The following is a 20,304-nucleotide window of genomic DNA, read 5'->3' as shown; positions in this document are numbered from 1 at the left end:
CTTAAAGGATCCGATATGCGCTTGAACAAGTTGCTCGCCTCGATGATCATCGGCGCCTCCGCCGTCCTGACGACGTCCGCCGCATTCGCCGCCGACATGACCGGCGCCGGCGCCACCTTCCCGTACCCGATCTACGCCAAATGGGCGGAGATGTACAAGAAGACCACCGGTAACGGCCTGAACTACCAATCCGTGGGCTCGGGCGCCGGCATCAAGCAGATCAAGGCCAAAACCGTCGACTTCGGCGCCTCCGACATGCCGCTGCCGGCAGCGGAGCTGGACGCGGCCGGCCTGGTGCAGTTCCCGGCCATCATGGGCGGCGTGGTCACGGTGGTCAACCTGCCGGGCGTGACGCCAGGCCAGCTGAAGCTGACCGGGCCGGTCATCGCCGACATCTACCTCGGCAAGATCGTCAAGTGGAATGCGCCGGAAATCGCCGCGCTGAACCCGGGCGTCAAGTTCCCGGATGAAGAAATCACCGTGGTGCACCGCGCCGACGCGTCCGGCACCTCATTCCTGTTCACCGACTTCCTGTCGAAGACCAGCGCCGACTTCAAGGGCAAGATCGGCGCCGGCACCGCGGTCAAGTGGGCGGTCGGCGTGGGCGGCAAGGGCAACGAAGGCGTCGCCGCCAACGTGCAGCGCATCAAGGGCGCGATCGGCTACGTCGAGTGGGCCTACGCCAAGAAGAACAAGATGCTGCACACCCAGCTGAAGAACAAGGACGGCGTGTTCGTCCAGCCGGACGACGACAACTTCAAGGCCGCCGCCGCCAACGCCGACTGGGCCAAGACCCCGGGCTTCGGCGTGGTGCTGACCGACCAGGCCGGCAAGGCCGCATGGCCGATCACGGGCGCCTCCTACATCCTGATGTACAAGGCGCAGGCCGACGGCGTCAAGGGCAAGGAAGTGCTGAAGTTTTTCGACTGGGCTTACAAGAATGGCGGCCCTGCCGCGGCCGAGCTGGATTATGTGCCGATGCCGGCCAGCGTCGTCAAGATGGTGCAGGATGGCTGGAAGGCCAATATGAAGGACGCGTCGGGCAAGGCGATCTGGTAACGCATCCGGCGTGAGGAATATGGGGACTAGGCGTCCCCGTCGGTCCGTCGGACTGACCCCGCCCGTGCGGCGCAATAACTATATAAAGATTCAAGAATGAGTGCAAACCCACCAGCGGCCATGGCCGCCGTGCAGGAGCCGGACGCGGCCGAGCGTCACGCAGCGATGCATTCGACCATGCGCAAGCAGCGCTTCCAGGACTTCCTGTTCCACAAGGTGACGATGCTGTTCGCCGCCTCGGTGCTGCTGGTGCTGGTCGGGATCATCGTTTCGCTGATCTACGGCGCGATTCCCGCCTTCCGCGAATTCGGCGCCGGCTTCATCACCACCGTCGAGTGGGATCCGGTCAACGACCAGTACGGCGCGCTGATCGCCATCACCGGCACTCTGGTCACTTCCTTCATCGCCTTGCTGATCGCGTTTCCGATCAGCTTCGGCATCGCGCTGTTCCTCACCGAGATCTGCCCGGTCTGGCTGCGCCGCCCGATGGGCACCGCGGTCGAACTGCTGGCCGGCGTGCCGTCGATCATCTACGGCATGTGGGGCCTGTTCGTGTTCGCGCCGATGTTCGGCGACCACGTCCAGCCTTTCCTCAAGCAGACCCTGGGCACCCTGCCGATCATCGGCAAGCTGTTCGCCGGCCCGACCATGGGCATCGGCATCCTGACCGCCGGCCTGATCCTGGCGGTGATGATCATTCCCTTCATTTCCTCGGTGATGCGCGACGTGTTCGAGATCGTGCCGGCGGTGCTGAAGGAATCCGCGTACGGGCTCGGCTGCACCAAGTGGGAAGTCGTGCGCAAGATCGTGCTGCCTTACACCAAGACCGGCGTGGTCGGCGGCGTCATGCTGGGCCTGGGCCGCGCGCTGGGCGAGACCATGGCCGTGACCTTCGTCATCGGCAACGCCAACACCCTGTCATGGTCGCTGTTCGCGGCCGGTAACTCGATTTCCTCGACGCTGGCCAACGAATTCGCCGAAGCGGCCAACCCGCTGCACGTATCTTCATTGTTCGCGCTGGCGCTGATCCTGTTCGCGATTACCTTCATCGTTTTGTCCGCAGCCAAGCTGATGCTGCTCGGAATGTCCCGCAAGGAGGGCGTCAAGTGAGCGCCGACCCACGCAACCCCGTTTATCGCAAGCGCCTGTGGCGCCACCGCGCCGGCATCGCGCTGTCGGTGATCGCCATGTCGATCGGCCTGGCCGCGCTGGCCTGGATCCTCGGCACCCTGCTGCTCAAAGGCTTCGGCGGCCTGGCCGCTTCGATCTTCACCCAGGACACGCCGGCGCCGGGCGGCGACGGCGGCGGCCTGCGCAACGCCATCTTCGGCAGTCTGATGATGGTCGGCCTGTCGACAGCGATCAGCACCCCGATCGGCATCCTGGCCGGCGTCTACCTGGCCGAGTACGGCGAGCGCAACAAGTTCGCCCAGGTGACGCGCTTCGTCACCGACATCATGCTGTCGGCGCCGTCGATCGTCATCGGCCTGTTCGTCTACGCGCTGTACGTGGCCCACGTGAAGCATTTCTCCGGTTACGCCGGCACCATCGCACTGTCGCTGATCGCCGTGCCGGTGGTGGTGCGCACCACCGACAACATGCTGCGCCTGGTGCCCAACAGCCTGCTCGAAGCGGCGTTCGCCCTCGGCGCGCCGCGCTGGAAGGTCGCGACCATGGTGCGCCTGCGCGCCGTGAAAGCCGGCGTGATCACCGGCGTGCTGCTGGCGCTGGCCCGCATCTCCGGCGAGACCGCGCCGCTGCTGTTCACCGCGCTCAACAACCAGTTCTTCAGCGCCGACATGAACGCGCCGCTGGCCAACCTGCCGGTGGTGATCTACAGCTTCGCCATGAGCCCGTACGACAACTGGCGCAACCTGGCCTGGGGCGGCGCGCTGATCGTCACCTTCAGCGTGCTGCTGCTCAATATCCTGTCGCGCACCGTGTTCAGCCAGAAAACCCCGAATTGAAAGCCTTGAAATGACCCGCAACAAGACCATCGAGATCTCCGGCCTGAACTTCTTTTACGGGAAGACCCAGAGCCTGACCAACGTCAACCTCGACATCCACGAGAAGCAGGTGACGGCCTTCATCGGCCCGTCCGGCTGCGGCAAGTCGACCCTGCTGCGCACCCTGAACCGCATGTACGACCTGTATCCGGGCCAGCGCGCCGAAGGCTCGATCATGTACCGCGGCCAGAACATCCTCGACGCCGGCCAGGACGTCAACATGCTGCGCGCCAAGGTGGGCATGGTGTTCCAGAAGCCGACCCCGTTCCCGATGTCGATCTACGACAACATCGCGTTCGGCGTGCGCCTCTACGAAGACCTGTCGAAGGGCGAGATGGACGAGCGCGTCGAGTGGGCCCTGAACAAGGCGGCGCTGTGGGGCGAGGTCAAGGACAAGCTGGGCAAGAGTGGGCTGTCGCTGTCGGGCGGCCAGCAGCAGCGCCTGTGCATCGCGCGCGGCGTGGCGGTCAAGCCGGACGTGCTGCTGCTCGACGAGCCGACCTCGGCGCTCGATCCGATCTCGACGGCCAAGGTCGAAGAGCTGATCAGCGAACTGAAACAGGACTACACGATCGCCATCGTGACCCACAACATGCAACAGGCGGCACGTTGTTCGGATTACACTGCTTACATGTACCTGGGAGAACTGGTGGAATTCGGCGAGACCGACCAGCTGTTCATGAATCCCGCGCGCAAAGAGACGCAGGACTATATTACCGGCCGTTTCGGCTGACCAAAACGAAGAAGACGGAGAGAAGCATGATAGGCGAGCATTCATCCAAACAATACGACCACGAACTGGAAGCGATCCGTTCCAAGGTCCTGCTGATGGGCGGCATCGTGGAGACCCAGTTCACCGACGCGATGAACTGCTTCCGCGTCGGCGACATGGAGCAGTCGGACCGCGTGATCGCCAACGACGACGCCGTCAACCAACTCGAAGTGTCGCTCGATGACGCCTGCAGCCACCTGATCGTGCGGCGCCAGCCGGCCGCCAACGACCTGCGCACCGTGATGGCGACCATCAAGGTGATCACCGACCTGGAGCGCATCGGCGACGAGGCCGCGAAGATCGCGCGCATGTCGAAGAACCTGCACGGCCGCGCATCGGTGGGCGTGAACCATTACGAGACGGTGCGCTCGATCGCTACCCAGACCTCGGAAATGCTGCACAACGCGCTCGACGCGTTCGCCCGCCTCGACGGCAAGCAGGCGATGGCCTTGATCGCGCAGGATGCGGTGATCGACCACGAGTTCCGCACCATCATGCGCAACCTGATCACCTTCATGATGGAAGATCCGCGCACGATTTCGTCGTCGCTCGACACGCTGTGGGTCGCCAAGGCGATCGAACGGATCGGCGACCATGCCAAGAACATCGCGGAGTACGTGATCTACGTGGTCGAAGGCAAGGATATCCGCCACACCAAGCCCGCGGCGCAAGCCGGCGAGCCGTAAATGGCGAGTAATCCAACGACCGTCCTGGTCGTCGAAGACGAGCCGGCCATCATCGAACTGGTGACGTTCTCGCTGCGTGAAGCGGGCTGGCAGGTGTGCTCGGTGCAGACGGTGGCCGAGGCCTGGCAGTTCCTGACCCAGCGCGCGCCCAACCTGATCCTGCTCGACTGGATGCTGCCGGACCAGACCGGGCTGCGCCTGCTGGCGCGCATTCGCGCCGACCGCCAGTTCCAGAAGATCCCGGTGATCATGCTGACCGCGAAGAGCATGGAAGAGGACAAGCTGGCCGGCCTGAATCACGGCGCCGACGACTACATCACCAAGCCGTTCTCGCCGCGTGAGCTGCTGGCGCGGTCGCGCGCGCTGCTGCGCCGGAATGCGCCGGAATTGACCGAGGCGCCGCTGACGGTGGGCCCGGTGACGCTCGACCCGGCCAGCAACAGCGTGGCGATCGGAGGCGAACGCATCGACATCGGCCAGGCCGAATACAAGCTGTTGAAATTCATGATGGCCCATCCCGAGCGGGTGTTCTCGCGCGGCCAGCTGCTCGACAAGGTGTGGGGCAACCACGCCGAGATCGAGGAGCGCACCGTCGACGTCCACGTGCTGCGCCTGCGCAAGGCGCTGAAGTCGGCCGACGGCTTGGTCAAGACCGTGCGCAGCGTCGGCTACATGCTGTCGGAAAAGTGAGCCGATGAATCCCAAACTGCTTTTCTGGGTGCCTGCCGCGCTGCGCCTGGCGATCCTGCTGGCCATTTCCGCGGTGTGCTGGTGGATATCCGGGCCGGTGGCCGGCCTGTCGGTCGCGGTCCTGCTGTTGATCGCGCAACTGTATATTCAGTTGTCCTACCTGAGCCAGCTGAGCGCGTGGCTGGACGATTCCACCAGCGCCAAGCTGCCGGACGGGTGGGGCGCCTGGACCGACGTATTCTCGCGCCTGTACCGGTTGCGCCGCGACGACGAGCGCAGCCAGGCCGAGCTGACCGAGTGGCTGGCGCGCTTCCGCCAGGCCATGCACCTGCTGCCGGACGGCGTGGCGATCATGGACGACGTGCTGTTCCTCGAATGGTGCAATCCGGCCGCCGAGCGCCACCTCGGGCTGACGCTCGAACGCGACAAGGGCATGCGCGTGACCAACCTGGTGCGCCATCCAGACTTCATCGACTACATCGTGCTGGGGCGCTACGAGCAGCCGCTGACCTTGTCGCTGCGCGACCGCAAGCTGGTGTGCCAGATCATCCCGTTCGAGAACCGGCGCCAGATTTTGGTGACGCACGACGCCACCGAGAGCGCGCGCATCGAGGAGATGCGGCGCGACTTCATCGCCAACGCCTCGCACGAACTGCGCACGCCGCTGACCGTGATCGTCGGCTTCCTCGAAATCGCATCGAGCACGCCGGACCTCGATCCGGCCAGCCGCCAGGCGCACCTCAAGCTGATGACCGAGCAGGGGCGGCGCATGCAGAGGCTGATCGAAGACATGCTGACCTTGTCGCGGCTGGAGTCGGTCGACTATCCGCTGCGGCCGGAGCCGGTCGACGTGGGAATGGTCGTGAAAGAAGTGCTGGAGGAAGCGCGCGCGCTGTCAGGTGGCCGCCACGAGGTGACCGCGACCATCGAGGGGCCGGACATCGTCGGCAGCGCCGAGGAGCTGCGCAGCGCGTTCGGCAATCTGGCGTCGAACGCGGTGCGCTATACGCCGGAGGGCGGCAAGGTAAAGCTGGCGTGGAAAGAGGGCGCCGAGGGGCCGCAGTTTACGGTCAGCGACACCGGCATCGGCATCGACCAGCAGCACATCGCGCGGCTGACCGAGCGCTTCTACCGGGTCGACAAGAGCCGCTCGCGCGAGACGCAGGGGACCGGGCTGGGGCTGGCGATCGTCAAGCACGTGCTGCTGCGGCACCATGCGACCTTGTCGATCACGTCGAAGCCGGGCGAGGGCAGCTGTTTTACCGTGACGTTCCCAAAGCGCTGAACCTGGGTTCAGCGCCGCTGGACCTGAACCCGGTTTTGTTATTGCCAGTTGATCGGCCTCGGATTTGTTCGACCTGCTGCGTCCAACTGCGGGGTCAGGTCCACCGGACCTGACCCCAAACACGTTACAATCGCGGCTCATCCAATCTGAATACCTGCCCATGCCTTCACGTCGTCTTTCCCTCATCGCGCTCGGCGCCTTGCTGCTGGCGGGCTGCCGCGGCAGCGCCCCCGTCGTCCCCCAGGCGCCGCTCGCCGTTCCGCCCCCGGTCGTCGCCACACCGGCGCCTCGCAAAATCAAAATCGGCCTGGCCCTCGGCGGCGGCGCCGCGCGCGGCTTCGCCCACATCGGCGTCATCAAAGCGCTCGAAGCCCAGGGCATCTATCCCGACGTGATCGTCGGCACCAGCGCCGGCAGCGTGGTCGGCGCCCTGTACGCGGCCGGCAACAACGGCTTTGCCCTGCAGCGCGTGGCCATGGACATGGACGAAGCGACCATCTCCGACTGGGCGCTGCCGCTGTTCGGCAAGGTCTCCGGCGTGCTGAAAGGCGAGGCGCTGCAGAATTACGTCAACAAGGCCGTGCGCAACGTGCCGATGGAAAAGCTGAAGATTCCGTTCGGCGCCGTCGCCACCGACCTCAACAGCGGCCAGCCGATCCTGTTCCAGCGCGGCAATACCGGACAGGCCGTGCGCGCCTCGTCGTCGGTGCCGAGCGTGTTCCAGCCGGTCAAGATCGGCAGCCACACCTATGTCGACGGCGGCCTGGTCGCGCCGGTGCCGGTGCGCTTCGCGCGCGAGATGGGCGCCGACTTCATCATCGCGGTCAACATCTCGACCCAGACCGACGCGCAAGCGACGCTCAGCTCGCTCGAAGTGCTGATGCAAACCTTCAGCATCATGGGCCAGCGCCTGAACCACTACGAGCTGAAGGACGCCGACGTCGTCATCGCGCCGAGCCTGCCATCCATGGGCGGCGGCGATTTCCAGTCGCGCAACCTGGCGATCCTCGCCGGCGAGCAGGCCGCGGCCGCCGTCATGCCCCAGATCAAGGCCAAACTCAAGGCCAAGCAGAACCTGTAATCACCCAACTATAAGAGGACAATAAAGATGCAAACCAAACCTGTGCTGACCCTGGAAGACGTCAAGAAGATCGCTGCCGCCGCTGAAGCGGAAGCGACCGCCAACAAGTGGGGCGTGGTGATTTCGATCGTCGACGACGGCGGCCACCTGCTGTGGCTGCAGCGCCTGGACGGCGCCGCGCCGATTTCCTCGTACATCGCGCCGGCCAAGGCCAAAACCGCCGCGCTGGGCAAGCGCGAATCGAAGATTTATGAAGACATGATCAATGGCGGGCGCGTGTCGTTCCTGTCGGCGCCGCAGATCGACGGCATGCTCGAAGGCGGCGTGCCGATCGTGGTGGACGGCCATGTGGTGGGCGCCGTAGGTGTGTCGGGCGTGAAGTCGACCGAAGACGCGCAGATCGCCAAGGCGGGCATCGCCGCCCTCGGCCTGTAACTTAAAGACCGTCGCTCCTGCGCAGGCAGGAGCCTATGCCGGGCCTGCAAGGACATACTTCTGCGCTGATCTGGTTCAGCATGGGTTCCAGCCTTCGCAGGAAGTCGTTTCCGCCAGTGGCGGGAACGACAGGCGGCTCTAGCGGCCGCCGGCGTGAATCTCGGCCGACTCCGGCATCGAATCCTCGGCGCCGCTTTTCTTCAGCCATGCTTCCAGCAGATCCATGTTGCGCACCAGGATCTCGCCACCCTCGACGAAGCCAACTTGCACCAGGTTGCCGGCGTCGCAGGACAGCTTGTTGGTGGTCGGCGCCCGCTCGACCATGCGCCCGTAAGCTTTGAACACCTTGCTCTGCCACAGGTGCAGGCCGGGATCGCGAAACCGGTTGTTCTCGAAGTACACCATCACCGTGCCGTCGGGGTTGCCGAACCCCACCATGCCCGAGCCGTTGTTGACCACCGACGTCACCACTTCCGTCGCATCCTGGCTGGGCACGAACAGCGCCGCCCGCCCGCCCGGATTGGGCCGGTCCATCGGGGTATCTCGTCCAAACGTCTGCATTGCCTCGTCCCCTTGTCGCTTTTTGTTAGATTTGTCCGGTTCAATGTAAAGAATCGCAGCGCCGGTGTCCACAAAAAACGGACGTTTCGCTCGGATAATGTTCCGCCAGCGATTGCCGAGGAGGGCGCTTTGCGCTATAATTCGGAGGTTTAGCCATTCACACACATACCGTAGCGACTACCCACCATCCCATCATTCAAAAGACTTCCATCCCGGCGCGCATCTGGCCCGGCAATCATGGTCGTCAGTCTGACGTGGCGCAGCTACGGTAACTTTATCAGGAGTTACCCTTGCCGCCATTTTTTTCGGGCCCTTCTGTTCCAGCCATCCTGGCCTTAGCCGACGGAACAATCTTTAAAGGCATTTCGATAGGCGCCGCCGGTCACACCACCGGCGAGGTAGTGTTCAACACCGCCATGACCGGCTATCAGGAAATCCTCACCGACCCAAGCTATTCGCGTCAGATCGTCACGCTGACGTACCCGCACGTGGGCAACTACGGCATCAACGCAGAAGACGTCGAGGCCGCCAAGGTCCACGCCGCCGGCCTGATCATCCGCGACCTGCCGCTGCTGCCGTCGAACTTCCGCTCCACCATGACGCTGGCCGACTACCTCAAGCAAGAGGGCGTGGTCGCCATCGCCGGCATCGACACCCGCAAGCTGACCCGCATCCTGCGCGAGAAGGGCGCCCAGAGCGGCGCCATCCTCACCGGCGTGCAGGGCAACGAGCCGTCGGTCGCGCAGGCGCTGGAACTGGCGCGTTCCTTCCCGGGCCTGTCCGGCATGGACCTGGCCAAGGTGGTGTCGACCAAGAGCGCCTACGAGTGGACCGAGTCCGAATGGGCGCTGGGCAAAGGCTACGGCGCGCAGACCACGCCGAAGTACCATGTGGTCGCCTTCGACTACGGCGTCAAGCGCAACATCCTGCGCATGCTGGCCGAACGCGGCTGCAAGATCACCGTGCTGCCGGCGCAGGCCACCGCTGCCGACGCCATGGCGCTGAACCCGGACGGCATCTTCCTGGCCAACGGCCCGGGCGACCCGGAGCCGTGCGACTACGCGATCAAGGCGACGCGCGAACTGATCGAGGCGGGCATCCCGACCTTCGGCATCTGCCTCGGCCACCAGATCATGGCGCTGGCTTCCGGCGCCAAGACGATGAAGATGAAGTTCGGCCACCACGGTGCAAACCACCCGGTGCAGGACCTCGATTCGAAGAAGGTGATGATCACCTCGCAGAATCACGGCTTCGCGGTCGACGCCGCGACCCTGCCGGCCAACTGCCGCGTGACCCACGTGTCGTTGTTCGACGGATCCTTGCAGGGCTTCGCCCGCACCGACAAGCCAGCCTTCTGCTTCCAGGGCCACCCTGAAGCATCGCCCGGACCGACCGACGTCGCTTACCTGTTTGACCGCTTCATCGACCTGATGCAAGCCGCGGAGAAGAAATAATATGCCAAAACGTAGTGACATCAAAAGCATCCTGATCATTGGCGCCGGCCCGATCATCATCGGCCAGGCGTGCGAGTTCGATTATTCCGGCGCCCAGGCGTGCAAGGCGCTGCGCGAAGAGGGCTACAAAGTCATCCTCGTCAACAGCAACCCGGCGACCATCATGACCGACCCGGAAATGGCGGACGTGACCTACATCGAGCCGATCACCTGGAAGGTCGTCGAGCGCATCATCGCCAAGGAGCGTCCCGACGCGATCCTGCCGACCATGGGCGGCCAGACCGCGCTGAACTGCGCGCTCGACCTGCACAACCAGGGCGTGCTGGCCAAGTACAACGTCGAGCTGATCGGCGCGACGCCGGAAGCCATCGACAAGGCCGAGGACCGCTCCAAGTTCAAGGAAGCGATGACCAAGATCGGCCTGGGTTCGGCGCGTTCCGGCGTGGCTCACAACATGGAAGAATCGTGGGCGGTGCAGCGCGAGATGGGTTTCCCGACCATCATCCGTCCCTCGTTCACGATGGGCGGCACCGGCGGCGGCATCGCCTATAACGAAGAAGAATTCGAAGCGATCTGCAAGCGCGGCCTGGAAGCGTCGCCGACCACCGAACTGCTGATCGAAGAATCGCTGATCGGCTGGAAGGAATACGAGATGGAAGTTGTGCGCGACAAGGCGGACAACTGCATCATCATCTGCTCGATCGAGAACCTCGACCCGATGGGCGTGCACACTGGCGACTCGATCACCGTGGCGCCTGCGCAGACGCTGACGGACAAGGAATACCAGATCATGCGCAACGCGTCTCTCGCGGTGCTGCGCGAGATCGGCGTCGACACCGGCGGCTCCAACGTGCAGTTCGCGATCAATCCCGAAGACGGCCGCATGATCGTCATCGAGATGAATCCGCGCGTGTCGCGTTCGTCCGCGCTGGCGTCGAAAGCGACCGGCTTCCCGATCGCGAAGATCGCCGCCAAGCTGGCGGTGGGCTTCACGCTCGACGAACTGCGCAACGAGATCACGGGCGGCGCGACCCCGGCATCGTTCGAGCCGGCGATCGATTACGTGGTCGTCAAGATCCCGCGCTTCACGTTCGAGAAGTTCCCCGCCGCCGACCAGCACCTGACCACCCAGATGAAATCGGTGGGCGAGGTGATGGCGATCGGCCGCACCTTCCAGGAGTCGTTCCAGAAGGCCCTGCGCGGCCTCGAAGTGGGCGTGGACGGCCTGAACGAAAAGACCCGCGACCGCGAGAAGATCGAAGAAGAACTCGGCGAGCCGGGCCCGGACCGCATCTGGTACGTCGGCGACGCCTTCGCCCAGGGCTTCACGCTGGAAGAAGTGCACCAGCTGACCCGCATCGATCCGTGGTTCCTGGTGCAGATCAAGGAAATCGTCGACATCGAACTGTGGCTCGACAACCAGAAGATCGAATCGCTCGACAAGGCCATGCTGTACAAGCTGAAGCAAAAAGGCTTCTCGGACCGCCGCCTGGCGTTCCTGCTGCACGTGACCGACACCCAGGTGCGCGAACTGCGCCACTCGATGGGCATCCGTCCGGTGTACAAGCGCGTCGACACCTGCGCGGCCGAATTCTCGACCGACACCGCGTACATGTATTCGACCTACGACGAGGAGTGCGAGAGCAATCCGACCGACAAGAAGAAGATCATGGTGCTGGGCGGCGGTCCTAACCGCATCGGCCAGGGCATCGAATTCGACTACTGCTGCGTGCACGCCGCGCTGGCGATGCGCGAAGACGGCTACGAGACCATCATGGTCAACTGCAATCCGGAGACCGTGTCGACCGACTACGATACCTCGGACCGCCTGTACTTCGAGTCGCTGACGCTGGAAGACGTGCTGGAAATCGTCGCCATCGAAAAGCCGGTCGGCGTGATCGTGCAGTACGGCGGCCAGACCCCGTTGAAGCTCGCGCTCGACCTGGAGAAGAACGGCGTGCCGATCATCGGCACCTCGCCGGACATGATCGACGCGGCCGAAGACCGCGAGCGCTTCCAGCAGATGCTGCAGACGCTGGGCCTGCGCCAGCCGCCGAACCGCACCGCGCGTACCGAAGCAGAGGCGCTCGAACTGGCATCCGAAATCGGCTATCCGCTGGTGGTGCGTCCTTCGTACGTGCTGGGCGGACGCGCGATGGAAATCGTCCACGAGCAGCGCGACCTCGAGCGCTACATGCGCGAAGCGGTCAAGGTGTCGAACGATTCGCCGGTGCTGCTGGACCGCTTCCTGAACGACGCCATCGAGTGCGACGTCGACTGCATCTCCGACGGCGAGACCACCTTCATCGGCGGCGTGATGGAGCACATCGAGCAGGCCGGCGTGCACTCGGGCGACTCGGCGTGCTCGCTGCCGCCGTACTCGCTGTCGCAGGACACCATCGATGAACTCAAGCGCCAGACCTCGCTGATGGCCAAGGGCCTGAACGTGGTCGGCCTGATGAACGTGCAGTTCGCGATCCAGAAGCAGGAAGTCGACGGCCAGATGGTCGATACCGTGTTCGTGCTGGAAGTGAACCCGCGCGCATCGCGCACGGTGCCGTTCGTGTCGAAGGCGACCGGCCTGCAGCTGGCCAAGATCGCCGCGCGCTGCATGGTCGGCCAGACCCTCGCGCAGCAGGGCATCACCAAAGAGATCATCCCGCCTTACTTCTGCGTCAAGGAAGCGGTGTTCCCGTTCGTGAAATTCCCGGGCGTCGACACCATCCTCGGACCGGAGATGAAGTCGACCGGCGAGGTAATGGGCGTCGGCATGACCTTCGGCGAAGCGTTCGTCAAGTCGCAGCTGGGCGCCGGCGTCAAGCTGCCGGAGTCGGGCAAGGTGTTCCTGTCGGTGAAAGCGTCCGACAAGCCGCGCACGGTGGCGGTGGCGCGCGACCTGGTGCAGCTTGGCTTCCAGCTGGTGGCGACCAAGGGCACGGCGGCGGTAATCGCCGCGGCCGGGATCCCGGTGCAGGCGGTGAACAAGGTGCTCGAAGGCCGTCCGCACGTGGTCGACATGATCAAGAACCATGAGATCAGCCTGGTCGTCAATACGGTGGAAGAAAAGCGCAGCGCGATTGTCGATTCGCGGGCGATCCGCACGTCGGCACTGGCGGCGCGGGTTGTCACCTACACCACGATCGCCGGCGCCGAAGCGGCAGTCGAAGGCATGCACCATCTCGACGAGTTGCGTGTCTACGATTTACAAGGCCTGCATAAAACCTTAAACTAAGCAGCAAGCAGTACCTCTCGACCACAGAGTTTGCGCGACGTGCAATCGCGTGCCTCTGTGGTTTTCACTTGGTACGACCAACTAATCAGAGTAGAAGCAGACACTATGAACACATCGGTTCCACTGACCAAATTCGGCGCAGAACTCCTGAAGGAAGAACTGCACCAGCTGAAAACCAAAGAACGCCGCATTGTGATCGATGCGATTGCCGAAGCGCGCTCGCATGGCGACCTGTCCGAAAACGCCGAATACGACGCTGCCAAGGAGCGCCAGGCGTTTGTCGAAGGCCGCATCGCCGAACTCGAAGGCAAGCTTGGCGCGGCCCAGATCATCGATCCGGCCACACTGGATGCCGAAGGTCGTGTAGTATTCGCCTCCACGGTCGACCTGGAAGACCTGGAGAATGGTCAGAAGGTCACTTATCAAATCGTCGGCATGGATGAAGCCGACCTCAAAATGGCCAAGGTATCGGTGACCTCGCCGATCGCCCGCGCGCTGATCGGCAAGTACGCCGGCGACGTGGTGGAAGTGCAGGCGCCGTCCGGCCCGCGCGAATACGAAATCCTCGAAGTCAAATACATCTGATGCTGTTCGTCCCGCGCGCGCGCCTGCTGGTTGCCGCATTCTGGGCCGGCAGTCTGTGGGTGATCGGCTACGTGGTGGCGCCCACGCTGTTCGCGACCTTGCACGACAGGGTGCTGGCAGGGACCATCGTCGGGTCGCTGCTGCGCACCGAATTCCTGCTGACGGTTCCTTGTGCCGGGCTGCTGCAGGTGTTCCTGAAGCTCGCGCCGACTGAGAACGACCGAACCATCAAGATCCTGATCGGCGCGATGCTGCTGTGCGGGGCGGCGATTTACTTTGGCTTCCAGCCGATGATGGCGCAGGTGAAGGCGCAGGCCGGTGCAACGGGGCTCGCGGGCACCAATTTCGGACTGCTGCACGGCTTGTCGCAGCTGGTGTACGTGGTCGAGAGCGTGCTGGCAGGCGTTCTGCTGGTGAAGCTCCGCTAACGCATAAAAAAAGGGGTCAGGTCCGACGGACCTGACCCCGATCTTGTCGGCGGCGCCTGATTACCTACCCAGCGCGCCTTTTTTCGGGCTGGTCTGGCGCGGCTTGGCGCGCTTGATCGTACCGCCTTCGGTGACACGTTCATTCCCCTTGATCATGACCTTGGTGACGCTCGGGCGCTTGGTGCCGCTGGCGCTGGCCTTGACGATGGTGACTTCGCGCATGCCCTTGCCGGCCTTGCTGCTGCGTTCCTTGACCGTCTCGACTTTCGGACGGTAGACGACAAGCAGCTTGCCGATATGCTGGACCGGCTGGGCCTTGAGTTGATCACAGATGTGTTCGTACATTTCGACGCGGGCGTCGCGGTCGTCGCCAGCCACGCGGACTTTGATCAGTCCGTGCGAGTCCAGGCTGGCCGAGATTTCCTTCATGACCGATTCGGTCAGGCCGGATTCGCCGATCATCACGACTGGCTTCAGCGCATGGGCTTCGGCGCGCAGTTCGCTGCGCTCGGCGGGTGTAAGTTTTTGCATAATATTTTAGTTAAATCCCTTAAAAGCAGTATTCTACGCGAATGAAGAAGAAAAAATTAAACAAGAACTGGTTACACGACCATATTAACGACCCCTACGTCAAACTGGCGCAAAAAGAGGGTTATCGCGCACGCGCCGCTTTCAAGCTCAAGGAAATCGACGAAAGCGAAAAACTGATCAAATCCGGCCAGGTCATCGTCGACTTGGGCAGCACCCCGGGCAGCTGGAGCCAGTACGTGCGGCGCAAGCTGTCGGGCAAGGAAGGCGGCGGCATCCACGGCACCATGATCGGCCTCGACATGCTGCCGATGGAGCCGATCGCCGACGTCCACTTCATCCTCGGCGACTTCCGCGAAAACCGCGTGCTGCGCGAACTCGACGTGATCCTCGAAGGCCGCAAGGTCGACGTGGTGCTGTCGGACATGGCGCCAAACCTGTCGGGCATCCCGAGCGCCGACTCCGCGCGCATGGAGCATCTTATCGATTTGGCAATTGAGTTTTCTCAACTCCACCTCAAACCAAGTGGCGCATTGTTGGTGAAGTGCTTCAAGGATATGGGTTTCAGCCAGATCGTCGAAAAGTTCCGCGGCGAGTTCAAGGTGGTCAAGCAGGTCAAGCCGAAGGCCAGCCGCGACAAGTCGTCCGAGATTTTCCTGCTCGGGCGCGGCCTGAAAAACCCGGGCGCGCGAATTGATGCGGAAGAGGACGAATCTGCCCTTGATATTTAAGCCCGGCGGCCGCACATCAGCCGGGTACGGGACCCAATGCCGGTGCAGTTTGGACGGCGAAATGCCGACGAGCAGTAATTTCAGTGGTTTTTTGGGCAAGGCGCGGGGCTTGCGTGGCATCCCCTGCGTATTGCGAGTAAAATCGGCGTTCTAAATTCGGCACAAGATGCACGCAGCATCGAAGGAGTTTTCGTGAATAATATGTTTTCCAAATCCGCCATCTGGGTGGTCGTCGCACTGCTGCTGTTCATGCTGTTCAAGCAGTTCGACCATGGCAGCGTTGCTGGCGGCAGCAAGCCCATTGCTTATTCCGAGCTGCTCGATGCCGTGAAGGGCCATCGCGTCAAGGACGTGGTGATCGAAGGCACCAACATCACCGCCCAGCTGACCGACGACAGCAAGGTGCGCGCCACCGCCACCGGCCTGGACAAGGGCCTGGTCAGCGACCTGGTCAGCAACGGCGTCCACTTCGACATCAAGCCGCCGGAAGAGCCATCGTTCCTGCAGCAAGTCTTCATTTCGTGGTTCCCGATGCTGCTGTTGATCGGCGTGTGGGTGTTCTTCATGCGCCAGATGCAGGGCGGCGGCAAGGGCGGCGCGTTCTCCTTCGGCAAGTCGAAGGCGCGCATGATGGACGAAACCAACAACACCGTGACCTTCGCCGACGTCGCCGGCTGCGACGAAGCGAAGGAAGAAGTCAACGAGATCGTCGACTTCCTGAAAGACCCCACCAAATTCCAGAAACTGGGCGGGCGCATTCCGCGCGGCGTGCTGATGGTCGGCCCTCCGGGCACCGGTAAGACGCTGCTGGCGCGCGCCATCGCCGGCGAAGCCAAGGTGCCGTTCTTCTCGATCTCCGGTTCCGACTTCGTCGAAATGTTCGTCGGCGTGGGCGCGTCGCGCGTGCGCGACATGTTCGAAAACGCCAAGAAGCATTCGCCGTGCATCATCTTCATCGACGAGATCGACGCCGTCGGCCGCCATCGCGGCGCCGGCATGGGCGGCGGCAACGACGAGCGCGAACAGACGCTGAACCAGCTGCTAGTCGAGATGGACGGCTTCGAAGCGAGCTCCGGCGTGATCGTGGTCGCCGCGACCAACCGCGCCGACGTGCTCGACAAGGCGCTGCTGCGTCCGGGCCGTTTCGACCGCCAGGTGATGGTCGGCCTGCCCGACATCCGCGGCCGCGAGCAGATCCTCAACGTGCACATGCGCAAAGTGCCGATCGGCACCGACGTCAAGGCCGACATCCTGGCGCGCGGCACCCCGGGCTTCTCGGGCGCCGACCTGGCCAACCTGGTCAACGAGGCAGCGCTGTTCGCGGCGCGCCGCAGCAAGCGCCTGGTCGAGATGATCGACTTCGAGGACGCCAAGGACAAGATCTACATGGGCCCGGAGCGCAAGTCGATGGTCATGCGCGAGGAAGAGCGCCGCAACACGGCCTATCACGAGTCGGGCCACGCGGTGATCGCCAAGCTGCTGCCGAAGGCCGATCCGGTGCACAAGGTCACGATCATGCCGCGCGGCTTCGCGCTGGGCCTGACCTGGCAGCTGCCCGAGCACGACGCGCTGTCCGGCTACAAGGACAAGATGCTGGAAGAAATCTCGATCCTGTTCGGCGGCCGCATTGCCGAAGAAATCTTCGTCGGGCAGATGTCGACCGGTGCCTCGAACGACTTCTCGCGGGCCACCAAACTGGCGCGCGCGATGGTCACGCGGTTCGGCATGAGCGACAGCATGGGCGTGATGGTGTACGAAGACAGCGAGAACGAAGGCTTCTTCGGCGGCGCCACCAAGACCATTTCCGAGGCGACCCAGCAAAAGGTCGACGCCGAGATCCGCAACATCCTCGACACGCAGTACGCCCTGGCGCGCCGCCTGCTTGAAGAAAACCGCGACAAGGTCGAAGCGATGACGCGCGCGCTGCTCGACTGGGAAACCATCGACGCCGAGCAGATCAACGACATCATGGCGGGGCATGAGCCGCGCCAGTCGGCGACCAGCATCCTGACCAAGCGCAATCCGCCGGGCGACAGCGGTTCGGGCGGCGTATCGCCGAACGCGACGGCGCCGGCTTGATCGATCGTCGCGTGTCTGAAAAGGCAACCCTTCGGTTGCCTTTTTTCGTTTCCGTCCGCGCTGCAAAAATGGGGTCAGGTCCGCCGGACCTGACCCCGGTTCTGTCGGCGCAGCGGGCAAAATCGCACTCCATTTTCCGCCTGAAATAAAGATGCGCCACTTCCTCCAATGCGGCCGTTTCGGCTACACCCTCGAGCGTGACGTGCTCGTGATGGGCATCCTCAACGTCACGCCCGACTCGTTCTCGGACGGCGGCCGTTTCCAGTCGCTCGAATTCGCCATCTCGCGCGCCGAGGAAATGGTGGCCGACGGCGCCGACATGATCGACATCGGCGGCGAATCGAGCCGGCCCGGTTCGCCAGCCGTGCCGCTGGACGAAGAACTGCGCCGCGTGATGCCCGCGCTGTACGCCTTGCGCGGTCTCGGCAAGCCGCTGTCGATCGACACCTACAAGCCCGAAGTCATGCGCGAGGCCATCATCGCCGGCGCCGACATGATCAACGACATCAACGGTTTTCGCGCGCCGGGCGCGATCGAGGCCGTGGCCGGGAGCGACTGCGGCCTGTGCGTGATGCACATGCAAAACACGCCGCAGACCATGCAGCAGCAGCCCCAATACGCCGACGTGGTCGACGAAGTGATCGCCTTCCTGCGCGAGCGCATCGACGCCATGACTGGCGCCGGCATAGCACGCAAGCGCATCTGCGTCGACCCTGGCTTCGGCTTCGGCAAGACGGTCGAGCACAATGTCGCGCTGCTGCGGGCGACCGGGCGGATCGAACAGGAACTGGGCTTGCCGGTGCTGGCGGGCCTGTCGCGCAAGTCGATGATCGGCGCGATTACCGGGCGACCGGTGGAACAACGCCTGGCCGGCAGCCTAGCTGGGGCATTGGCTGCGGTCGCTCATGGCGCTAAAATTGTGCGGGTGCATGATGTCGCGGAGACCGTGGACGCGCTGAAAGTCTGGCAAGCAGCAAACATTAATTAATTCACATAAAAAGAGAGTGATATGGGCCGCAAATATTTTGGTACCGATGGTGTTCGCGGACTGGTCGGCGTGGCGCCGATCACGCCGGATTTCGTGATGCGCCTGGGCTACGCCGCCGGCAAGGTGCTTGCCAAGACCCTGGGCGCGAGTGGGCGTCCGACAGTGCTGATCGGCAAGGACACGCGTATTTCCGGCTACATGCTGGAAGCGGCGCTGGAAGCGGGCTTCGCGGCCGCGGGCGTGGACGTGATGCTGGCCGGCCCGATGCCGACGCCGGCCATCGCCTACCTGACGCGCGCGCTACGCCTGTCGGCCGGCGTGGTGATTTCGGCGTCGCACAACCCATTCCAGGACAACGGCATCAAGTTCTTCTCCGAGCACGGCACCAAGTTGCCGGACGCGGTCGAGCTGGCCATCGAAGCGGCGATCGACGAGCCGATGGAATGCGTGGAGCCGCAGAAACTGGGCCGCGCCAAGCGCCTGTTCGACGCCCAGGGACGTTACATCGAATTCTGCAAGGGCACCTTCCCGAACGAGCTGGACCTGAAAGGCTTGAAGATCGTGGTCGACTGCGCGCACGGCGCCGCCTACCAGATCGCGCCGCCGGTGTTCCACGAGCTGGGCGCCGAAGTGATCGCGATCGGCGCCACGCCGGACGGCTTCAACATCAACGCCGGCTTCGGCGCCACCGCGCCGAAAGCGCTGTCGGCGGCGGTGGTCGAGCACAAGGCGGACCTGGGCATCGCGCTCGACGGCGACGCCGACCGCCTGATCATGTGCGACTCGGAAGGGCGCCTGTACAACGGCGACGAGCTGCTCTACATGATGGTGCGCGACCGCATGGCGACCGGCCCGGTGGCGGGCGCCGTCGGCACCTTGATGACCAACATGGCGCTCGAGGTCAAGTTCAAGGAACTCGGCATCGGCTTCGCGCGCGCCAAGGTGGGCGACCGCTACGTGCTCGAAGTGATGCAGGAGCGCGGCTGGCTGCTGGGCGGCGAAGGCTCGGGCCACTTGCTCGCGCTGGACAAGCACACCACCGGCGATGGCATCGTGTCCGCGCTGCAGGTGCTGTCGGCGCTCAAGCGCAGCGGCAAGTCGCTGGCGGCCTGCTGCGGCGAGCTGACCCTGTACCCGCAGACGCTGATCAACCTGAAAGTGGCGCCTGGTTTCGACTGGACCCAGAACGCCGCCATGGTGGCCGAGAAGGAAGCGGTGGAGCGCGAACTCGGAGAGACGGGCAGGGTGCTGATCCGCGCGTCGGGCACCGAGCCGCTGATCCGCGTGATGGTCGAGGCGAAGGATGCCGAGGTCGCGGCCAGCATGGCGCAGCGGATTGCCGACAAGGTCGCGGCCTAAGGGAAAGTTGCGTGTCACATTGACGGAGGCGGCGCAAAGAGGTATTATGTCGTCTTCGGAGTGTGGCGCAGCCCGGTAGCGCACCTGGTTTGGGACCAGGGGGTCCAAGGTTCGAATCCTTGTACTCCGACCACAGTTTTAAAGACGGGCTGTCATGAAAATGACGGCCCGTTTTCCATTGCGTGCAAGAATTTCCGCTTGCACCGCATCTCAGACTGCCCATAGCTCAGTTGGATAGAGCATCAGCCTTCTAAGCTGAGGGTCACAGGTTCGATTCCTGTTGGGCAGGCCAGTCAAAGCTAGTATCCATGCGGGTTTCAGAGGATGAGGTGGCTTCCTTGCGGC

Annotated in this window: 19 protein-coding genes and 2 tRNA genes; 19 read left to right on the top strand and 2 right to left on the bottom strand. The window is 63.6% G+C overall.

The window, feature by feature from the left end:
* Nucleotides 1-15 precede the first annotated feature (15 nt).
* The 9 genes from pstS (at nucleotide 16) to AC1D02_RS13980 (ending at nucleotide 8,014) form a co-directional block, all read left to right on the top strand.
* On the top strand, nucleotides 16-1,059 hold the full coding sequence (gene pstS, locus AC1D02_RS14020; RefSeq protein WP_477317821.1) for a phosphate ABC transporter substrate-binding protein PstS: 1,044 nt from the start codon (nucleotides 16-18) through the stop codon (nucleotides 1,057-1,059).
* 120 nt (nucleotides 1,060-1,179) lie between these two features.
* Nucleotides 1,180-2,169, top strand: coding sequence for a phosphate ABC transporter permease subunit PstC (pstC, locus tag AC1D02_RS14015; protein WP_477317901.1), 990 nt, complete (start codon nucleotides 1,180-1,182; stop codon nucleotides 2,167-2,169).
* Entirely contained in the window at nucleotides 2,166-3,026 is an 861-nt protein-coding gene (gene pstA, locus AC1D02_RS14010) for a phosphate ABC transporter permease PstA (protein WP_477317819.1), read from the top strand. The genes pstC and pstA overlap by 4 nt, the downstream gene beginning before the upstream one ends.
* A 10-nt stretch (nucleotides 3,027-3,036) precedes the next feature.
* Entirely contained in the window at nucleotides 3,037-3,798 is a 762-nt protein-coding gene (gene pstB, locus AC1D02_RS14005; protein ID WP_477317817.1) for a phosphate ABC transporter ATP-binding protein PstB, read from the top strand.
* Between the two features lie 26 nt (nucleotides 3,799-3,824).
* Entirely contained in the window at nucleotides 3,825-4,523 is a 699-nt protein-coding gene (phoU, locus tag AC1D02_RS14000; RefSeq protein WP_477317815.1) for a phosphate signaling complex protein PhoU, read from the top strand.
* Nucleotides 4,524-5,213 carry a response regulator gene (locus AC1D02_RS13995; protein ID WP_477317813.1) on the top strand — a complete coding sequence of 230 codons (690 nt, stop codon included), beginning with the start codon at nucleotides 4,524-4,526 and terminating at the stop codon, nucleotides 5,211-5,213.
* Between the two features lie 4 nt (nucleotides 5,214-5,217).
* The gene (gene phoR, locus AC1D02_RS13990; RefSeq protein ID WP_477317811.1) at nucleotides 5,218-6,498 is read left to right on the top strand and encodes a phosphate regulon sensor histidine kinase PhoR; all 1,281 of its coding nucleotides are present in this window, start codon (nucleotides 5,218-5,220) and stop codon (nucleotides 6,496-6,498) included.
* Between the two features lie 160 nt (nucleotides 6,499-6,658).
* Entirely contained in the window at nucleotides 6,659-7,579 is a 921-nt protein-coding gene (locus tag AC1D02_RS13985) for a patatin-like phospholipase family protein (protein ID WP_477317809.1), read from the top strand.
* 27 nt (nucleotides 7,580-7,606) lie between these two features.
* Nucleotides 7,607-8,014 carry a heme-binding protein gene (locus AC1D02_RS13980; RefSeq protein ID WP_477317807.1) on the top strand — a complete coding sequence of 136 codons (408 nt, stop codon included), beginning with the start codon at nucleotides 7,607-7,609 and terminating at the stop codon, nucleotides 8,012-8,014.
* A gap of 138 nt (nucleotides 8,015-8,152) precedes the next feature.
* Here the strand turns inward: AC1D02_RS13980 and AC1D02_RS13975 are convergent, their stop codons facing one another.
* On the bottom strand, nucleotides 8,153-8,575 hold the full coding sequence (locus AC1D02_RS13975; RefSeq protein ID WP_477317805.1) for a hypothetical protein: 423 nt from the start codon (nucleotides 8,573-8,575) through the stop codon (nucleotides 8,153-8,155).
* Nucleotides 8,576-8,865: 290 nt separating this feature from the next.
* Between AC1D02_RS13975 and carA the strand changes: the two genes are divergently transcribed.
* From carA to AC1D02_RS13955, 4 genes are all read left to right on the top strand, one after another.
* Complete coding sequence (gene carA / locus AC1D02_RS13970) at nucleotides 8,866-10,029, top strand: glutamine-hydrolyzing carbamoyl-phosphate synthase small subunit (protein ID WP_477317803.1); 1,164 nt, start codon at nucleotides 8,866-8,868, stop codon at nucleotides 10,027-10,029.
* Between the two features lies 1 nt (nucleotide 10,030).
* Nucleotides 10,031-13,261: a carbamoyl-phosphate synthase large subunit gene (gene carB / locus AC1D02_RS13965; RefSeq protein ID WP_477317801.1), complete on the top strand. Its 3,231-nt coding sequence runs from the start codon at nucleotides 10,031-10,033 to the stop codon at nucleotides 13,259-13,261.
* Nucleotides 13,262-13,366: 105 nt separating this feature from the next.
* On the top strand, nucleotides 13,367-13,846 hold the full coding sequence (gene greA, locus AC1D02_RS13960) for a transcription elongation factor GreA (protein ID WP_477317799.1): 480 nt from the start codon (nucleotides 13,367-13,369) through the stop codon (nucleotides 13,844-13,846).
* Nucleotides 13,846-14,274 (top strand): DUF4149 domain-containing protein, encoded by a 429-nt coding sequence (locus AC1D02_RS13955; protein WP_477317797.1) that lies wholly within the window; start codon nucleotides 13,846-13,848, stop codon nucleotides 14,272-14,274. The genes greA and AC1D02_RS13955 overlap by 1 nt, the downstream gene beginning before the upstream one ends.
* 60 nt (nucleotides 14,275-14,334) lie before the next feature.
* Here AC1D02_RS13955 and yhbY read toward each other — a convergent pair whose 3' ends face one another.
* A complete protein-coding gene (yhbY, locus tag AC1D02_RS13950; RefSeq protein WP_477317795.1) occupies nucleotides 14,335-14,805 on the bottom strand; it encodes a ribosome assembly RNA-binding protein YhbY in 471 nt (156 codons plus the stop codon).
* A gap of 41 nt (nucleotides 14,806-14,846) precedes the next feature.
* Here yhbY and AC1D02_RS13945 point away from each other — a divergent pair, with 41 nt between their 5' ends.
* From AC1D02_RS13945 to AC1D02_RS13920, 6 genes are all read left to right on the top strand, one after another.
* Complete coding sequence (locus tag AC1D02_RS13945; protein ID WP_477317793.1) at nucleotides 14,847-15,533, top strand: RlmE family RNA methyltransferase; 687 nt, start codon at nucleotides 14,847-14,849, stop codon at nucleotides 15,531-15,533.
* A gap of 192 nt (nucleotides 15,534-15,725) precedes the next feature.
* On the top strand, nucleotides 15,726-17,612 hold the full coding sequence (gene ftsH, locus AC1D02_RS13940) for an ATP-dependent zinc metalloprotease FtsH (RefSeq protein WP_477317791.1): 1,887 nt from the start codon (nucleotides 15,726-15,728) through the stop codon (nucleotides 17,610-17,612).
* Nucleotides 17,613-17,763: 151 nt separating this feature from the next.
* Nucleotides 17,764-18,600, top strand: coding sequence for a dihydropteroate synthase (folP, locus tag AC1D02_RS13935; protein ID WP_477317789.1), 837 nt, complete (start codon nucleotides 17,764-17,766; stop codon nucleotides 18,598-18,600).
* 21 nt (nucleotides 18,601-18,621) lie between these two features.
* Nucleotides 18,622-19,959 carry a phosphoglucosamine mutase gene (gene glmM, locus AC1D02_RS13930; RefSeq protein ID WP_477317787.1) on the top strand — a complete coding sequence of 446 codons (1,338 nt, stop codon included), beginning with the start codon at nucleotides 18,622-18,624 and terminating at the stop codon, nucleotides 19,957-19,959.
* A 56-nt stretch (nucleotides 19,960-20,015) separates the two neighbouring features.
* Nucleotides 20,016-20,092, top strand: a tRNA-Pro gene (locus AC1D02_RS13925).
* Between the two features lie 82 nt (nucleotides 20,093-20,174).
* A tRNA-Arg gene (locus AC1D02_RS13920) sits at nucleotides 20,175-20,251 on the top strand.
* The last annotated feature ends 53 nt before the right edge of the window (nucleotides 20,252-20,304 follow it).

The sequence above is a fragment of the Massilia sp. P1_C10 genome, from assembly GCF_056406475.1.
Note: the sequence above shows the minus strand (reverse complement) of the source record. Positions and strands in the feature narration are given on the sequence as shown.

Coding starts and splice junctions, on each gene's coding strand:
- pstC (WP_477317901.1), top strand. CDS start 1,180: ATGGCCGCCGTGCAGGAGCCGGACGCGGCCGAGCGTCACGCAGCGATG.
- yhbY (WP_477317795.1), bottom strand. CDS start 14,805: ATGCAAAAACTTACACCCGCCGAGCGCAGCGAACTGCGCGCCGAAGCC.
- carB (WP_477317801.1), top strand. CDS start 10,031: ATGCCAAAACGTAGTGACATCAAAAGCATCCTGATCATTGGCGCCGGC.
- AC1D02_RS13995 (WP_477317813.1), top strand. CDS start 4,524: ATGGCGAGTAATCCAACGACCGTCCTGGTCGTCGAAGACGAGCCGGCC.
- pstB (WP_477317817.1), top strand. CDS start 3,037: ATGACCCGCAACAAGACCATCGAGATCTCCGGCCTGAACTTCTTTTAC.
- AC1D02_RS13955 (WP_477317797.1), top strand. CDS start 13,846: ATGCTGTTCGTCCCGCGCGCGCGCCTGCTGGTTGCCGCATTCTGGGCC.
- greA (WP_477317799.1), top strand. CDS start 13,367: ATGAACACATCGGTTCCACTGACCAAATTCGGCGCAGAACTCCTGAAG.
- AC1D02_RS13945 (WP_477317793.1), top strand. CDS start 14,847: ATGAAGAAGAAAAAATTAAACAAGAACTGGTTACACGACCATATTAAC.
- phoR (WP_477317811.1), top strand. CDS start 5,218: ATGAATCCCAAACTGCTTTTCTGGGTGCCTGCCGCGCTGCGCCTGGCG.
- AC1D02_RS13980 (WP_477317807.1), top strand. CDS start 7,607: ATGCAAACCAAACCTGTGCTGACCCTGGAAGACGTCAAGAAGATCGCT.
- AC1D02_RS13975 (WP_477317805.1), bottom strand. CDS start 8,575: ATGCAGACGTTTGGACGAGATACCCCGATGGACCGGCCCAATCCGGGC.
- pstS (WP_477317821.1), top strand. CDS start 16: ATGCGCTTGAACAAGTTGCTCGCCTCGATGATCATCGGCGCCTCCGCC.
- phoU (WP_477317815.1), top strand. CDS start 3,825: ATGATAGGCGAGCATTCATCCAAACAATACGACCACGAACTGGAAGCG.
- folP (WP_477317789.1), top strand. CDS start 17,764: ATGCGCCACTTCCTCCAATGCGGCCGTTTCGGCTACACCCTCGAGCGT.
- glmM (WP_477317787.1), top strand. CDS start 18,622: ATGGGCCGCAAATATTTTGGTACCGATGGTGTTCGCGGACTGGTCGGC.
- AC1D02_RS13985 (WP_477317809.1), top strand. CDS start 6,659: ATGCCTTCACGTCGTCTTTCCCTCATCGCGCTCGGCGCCTTGCTGCTG.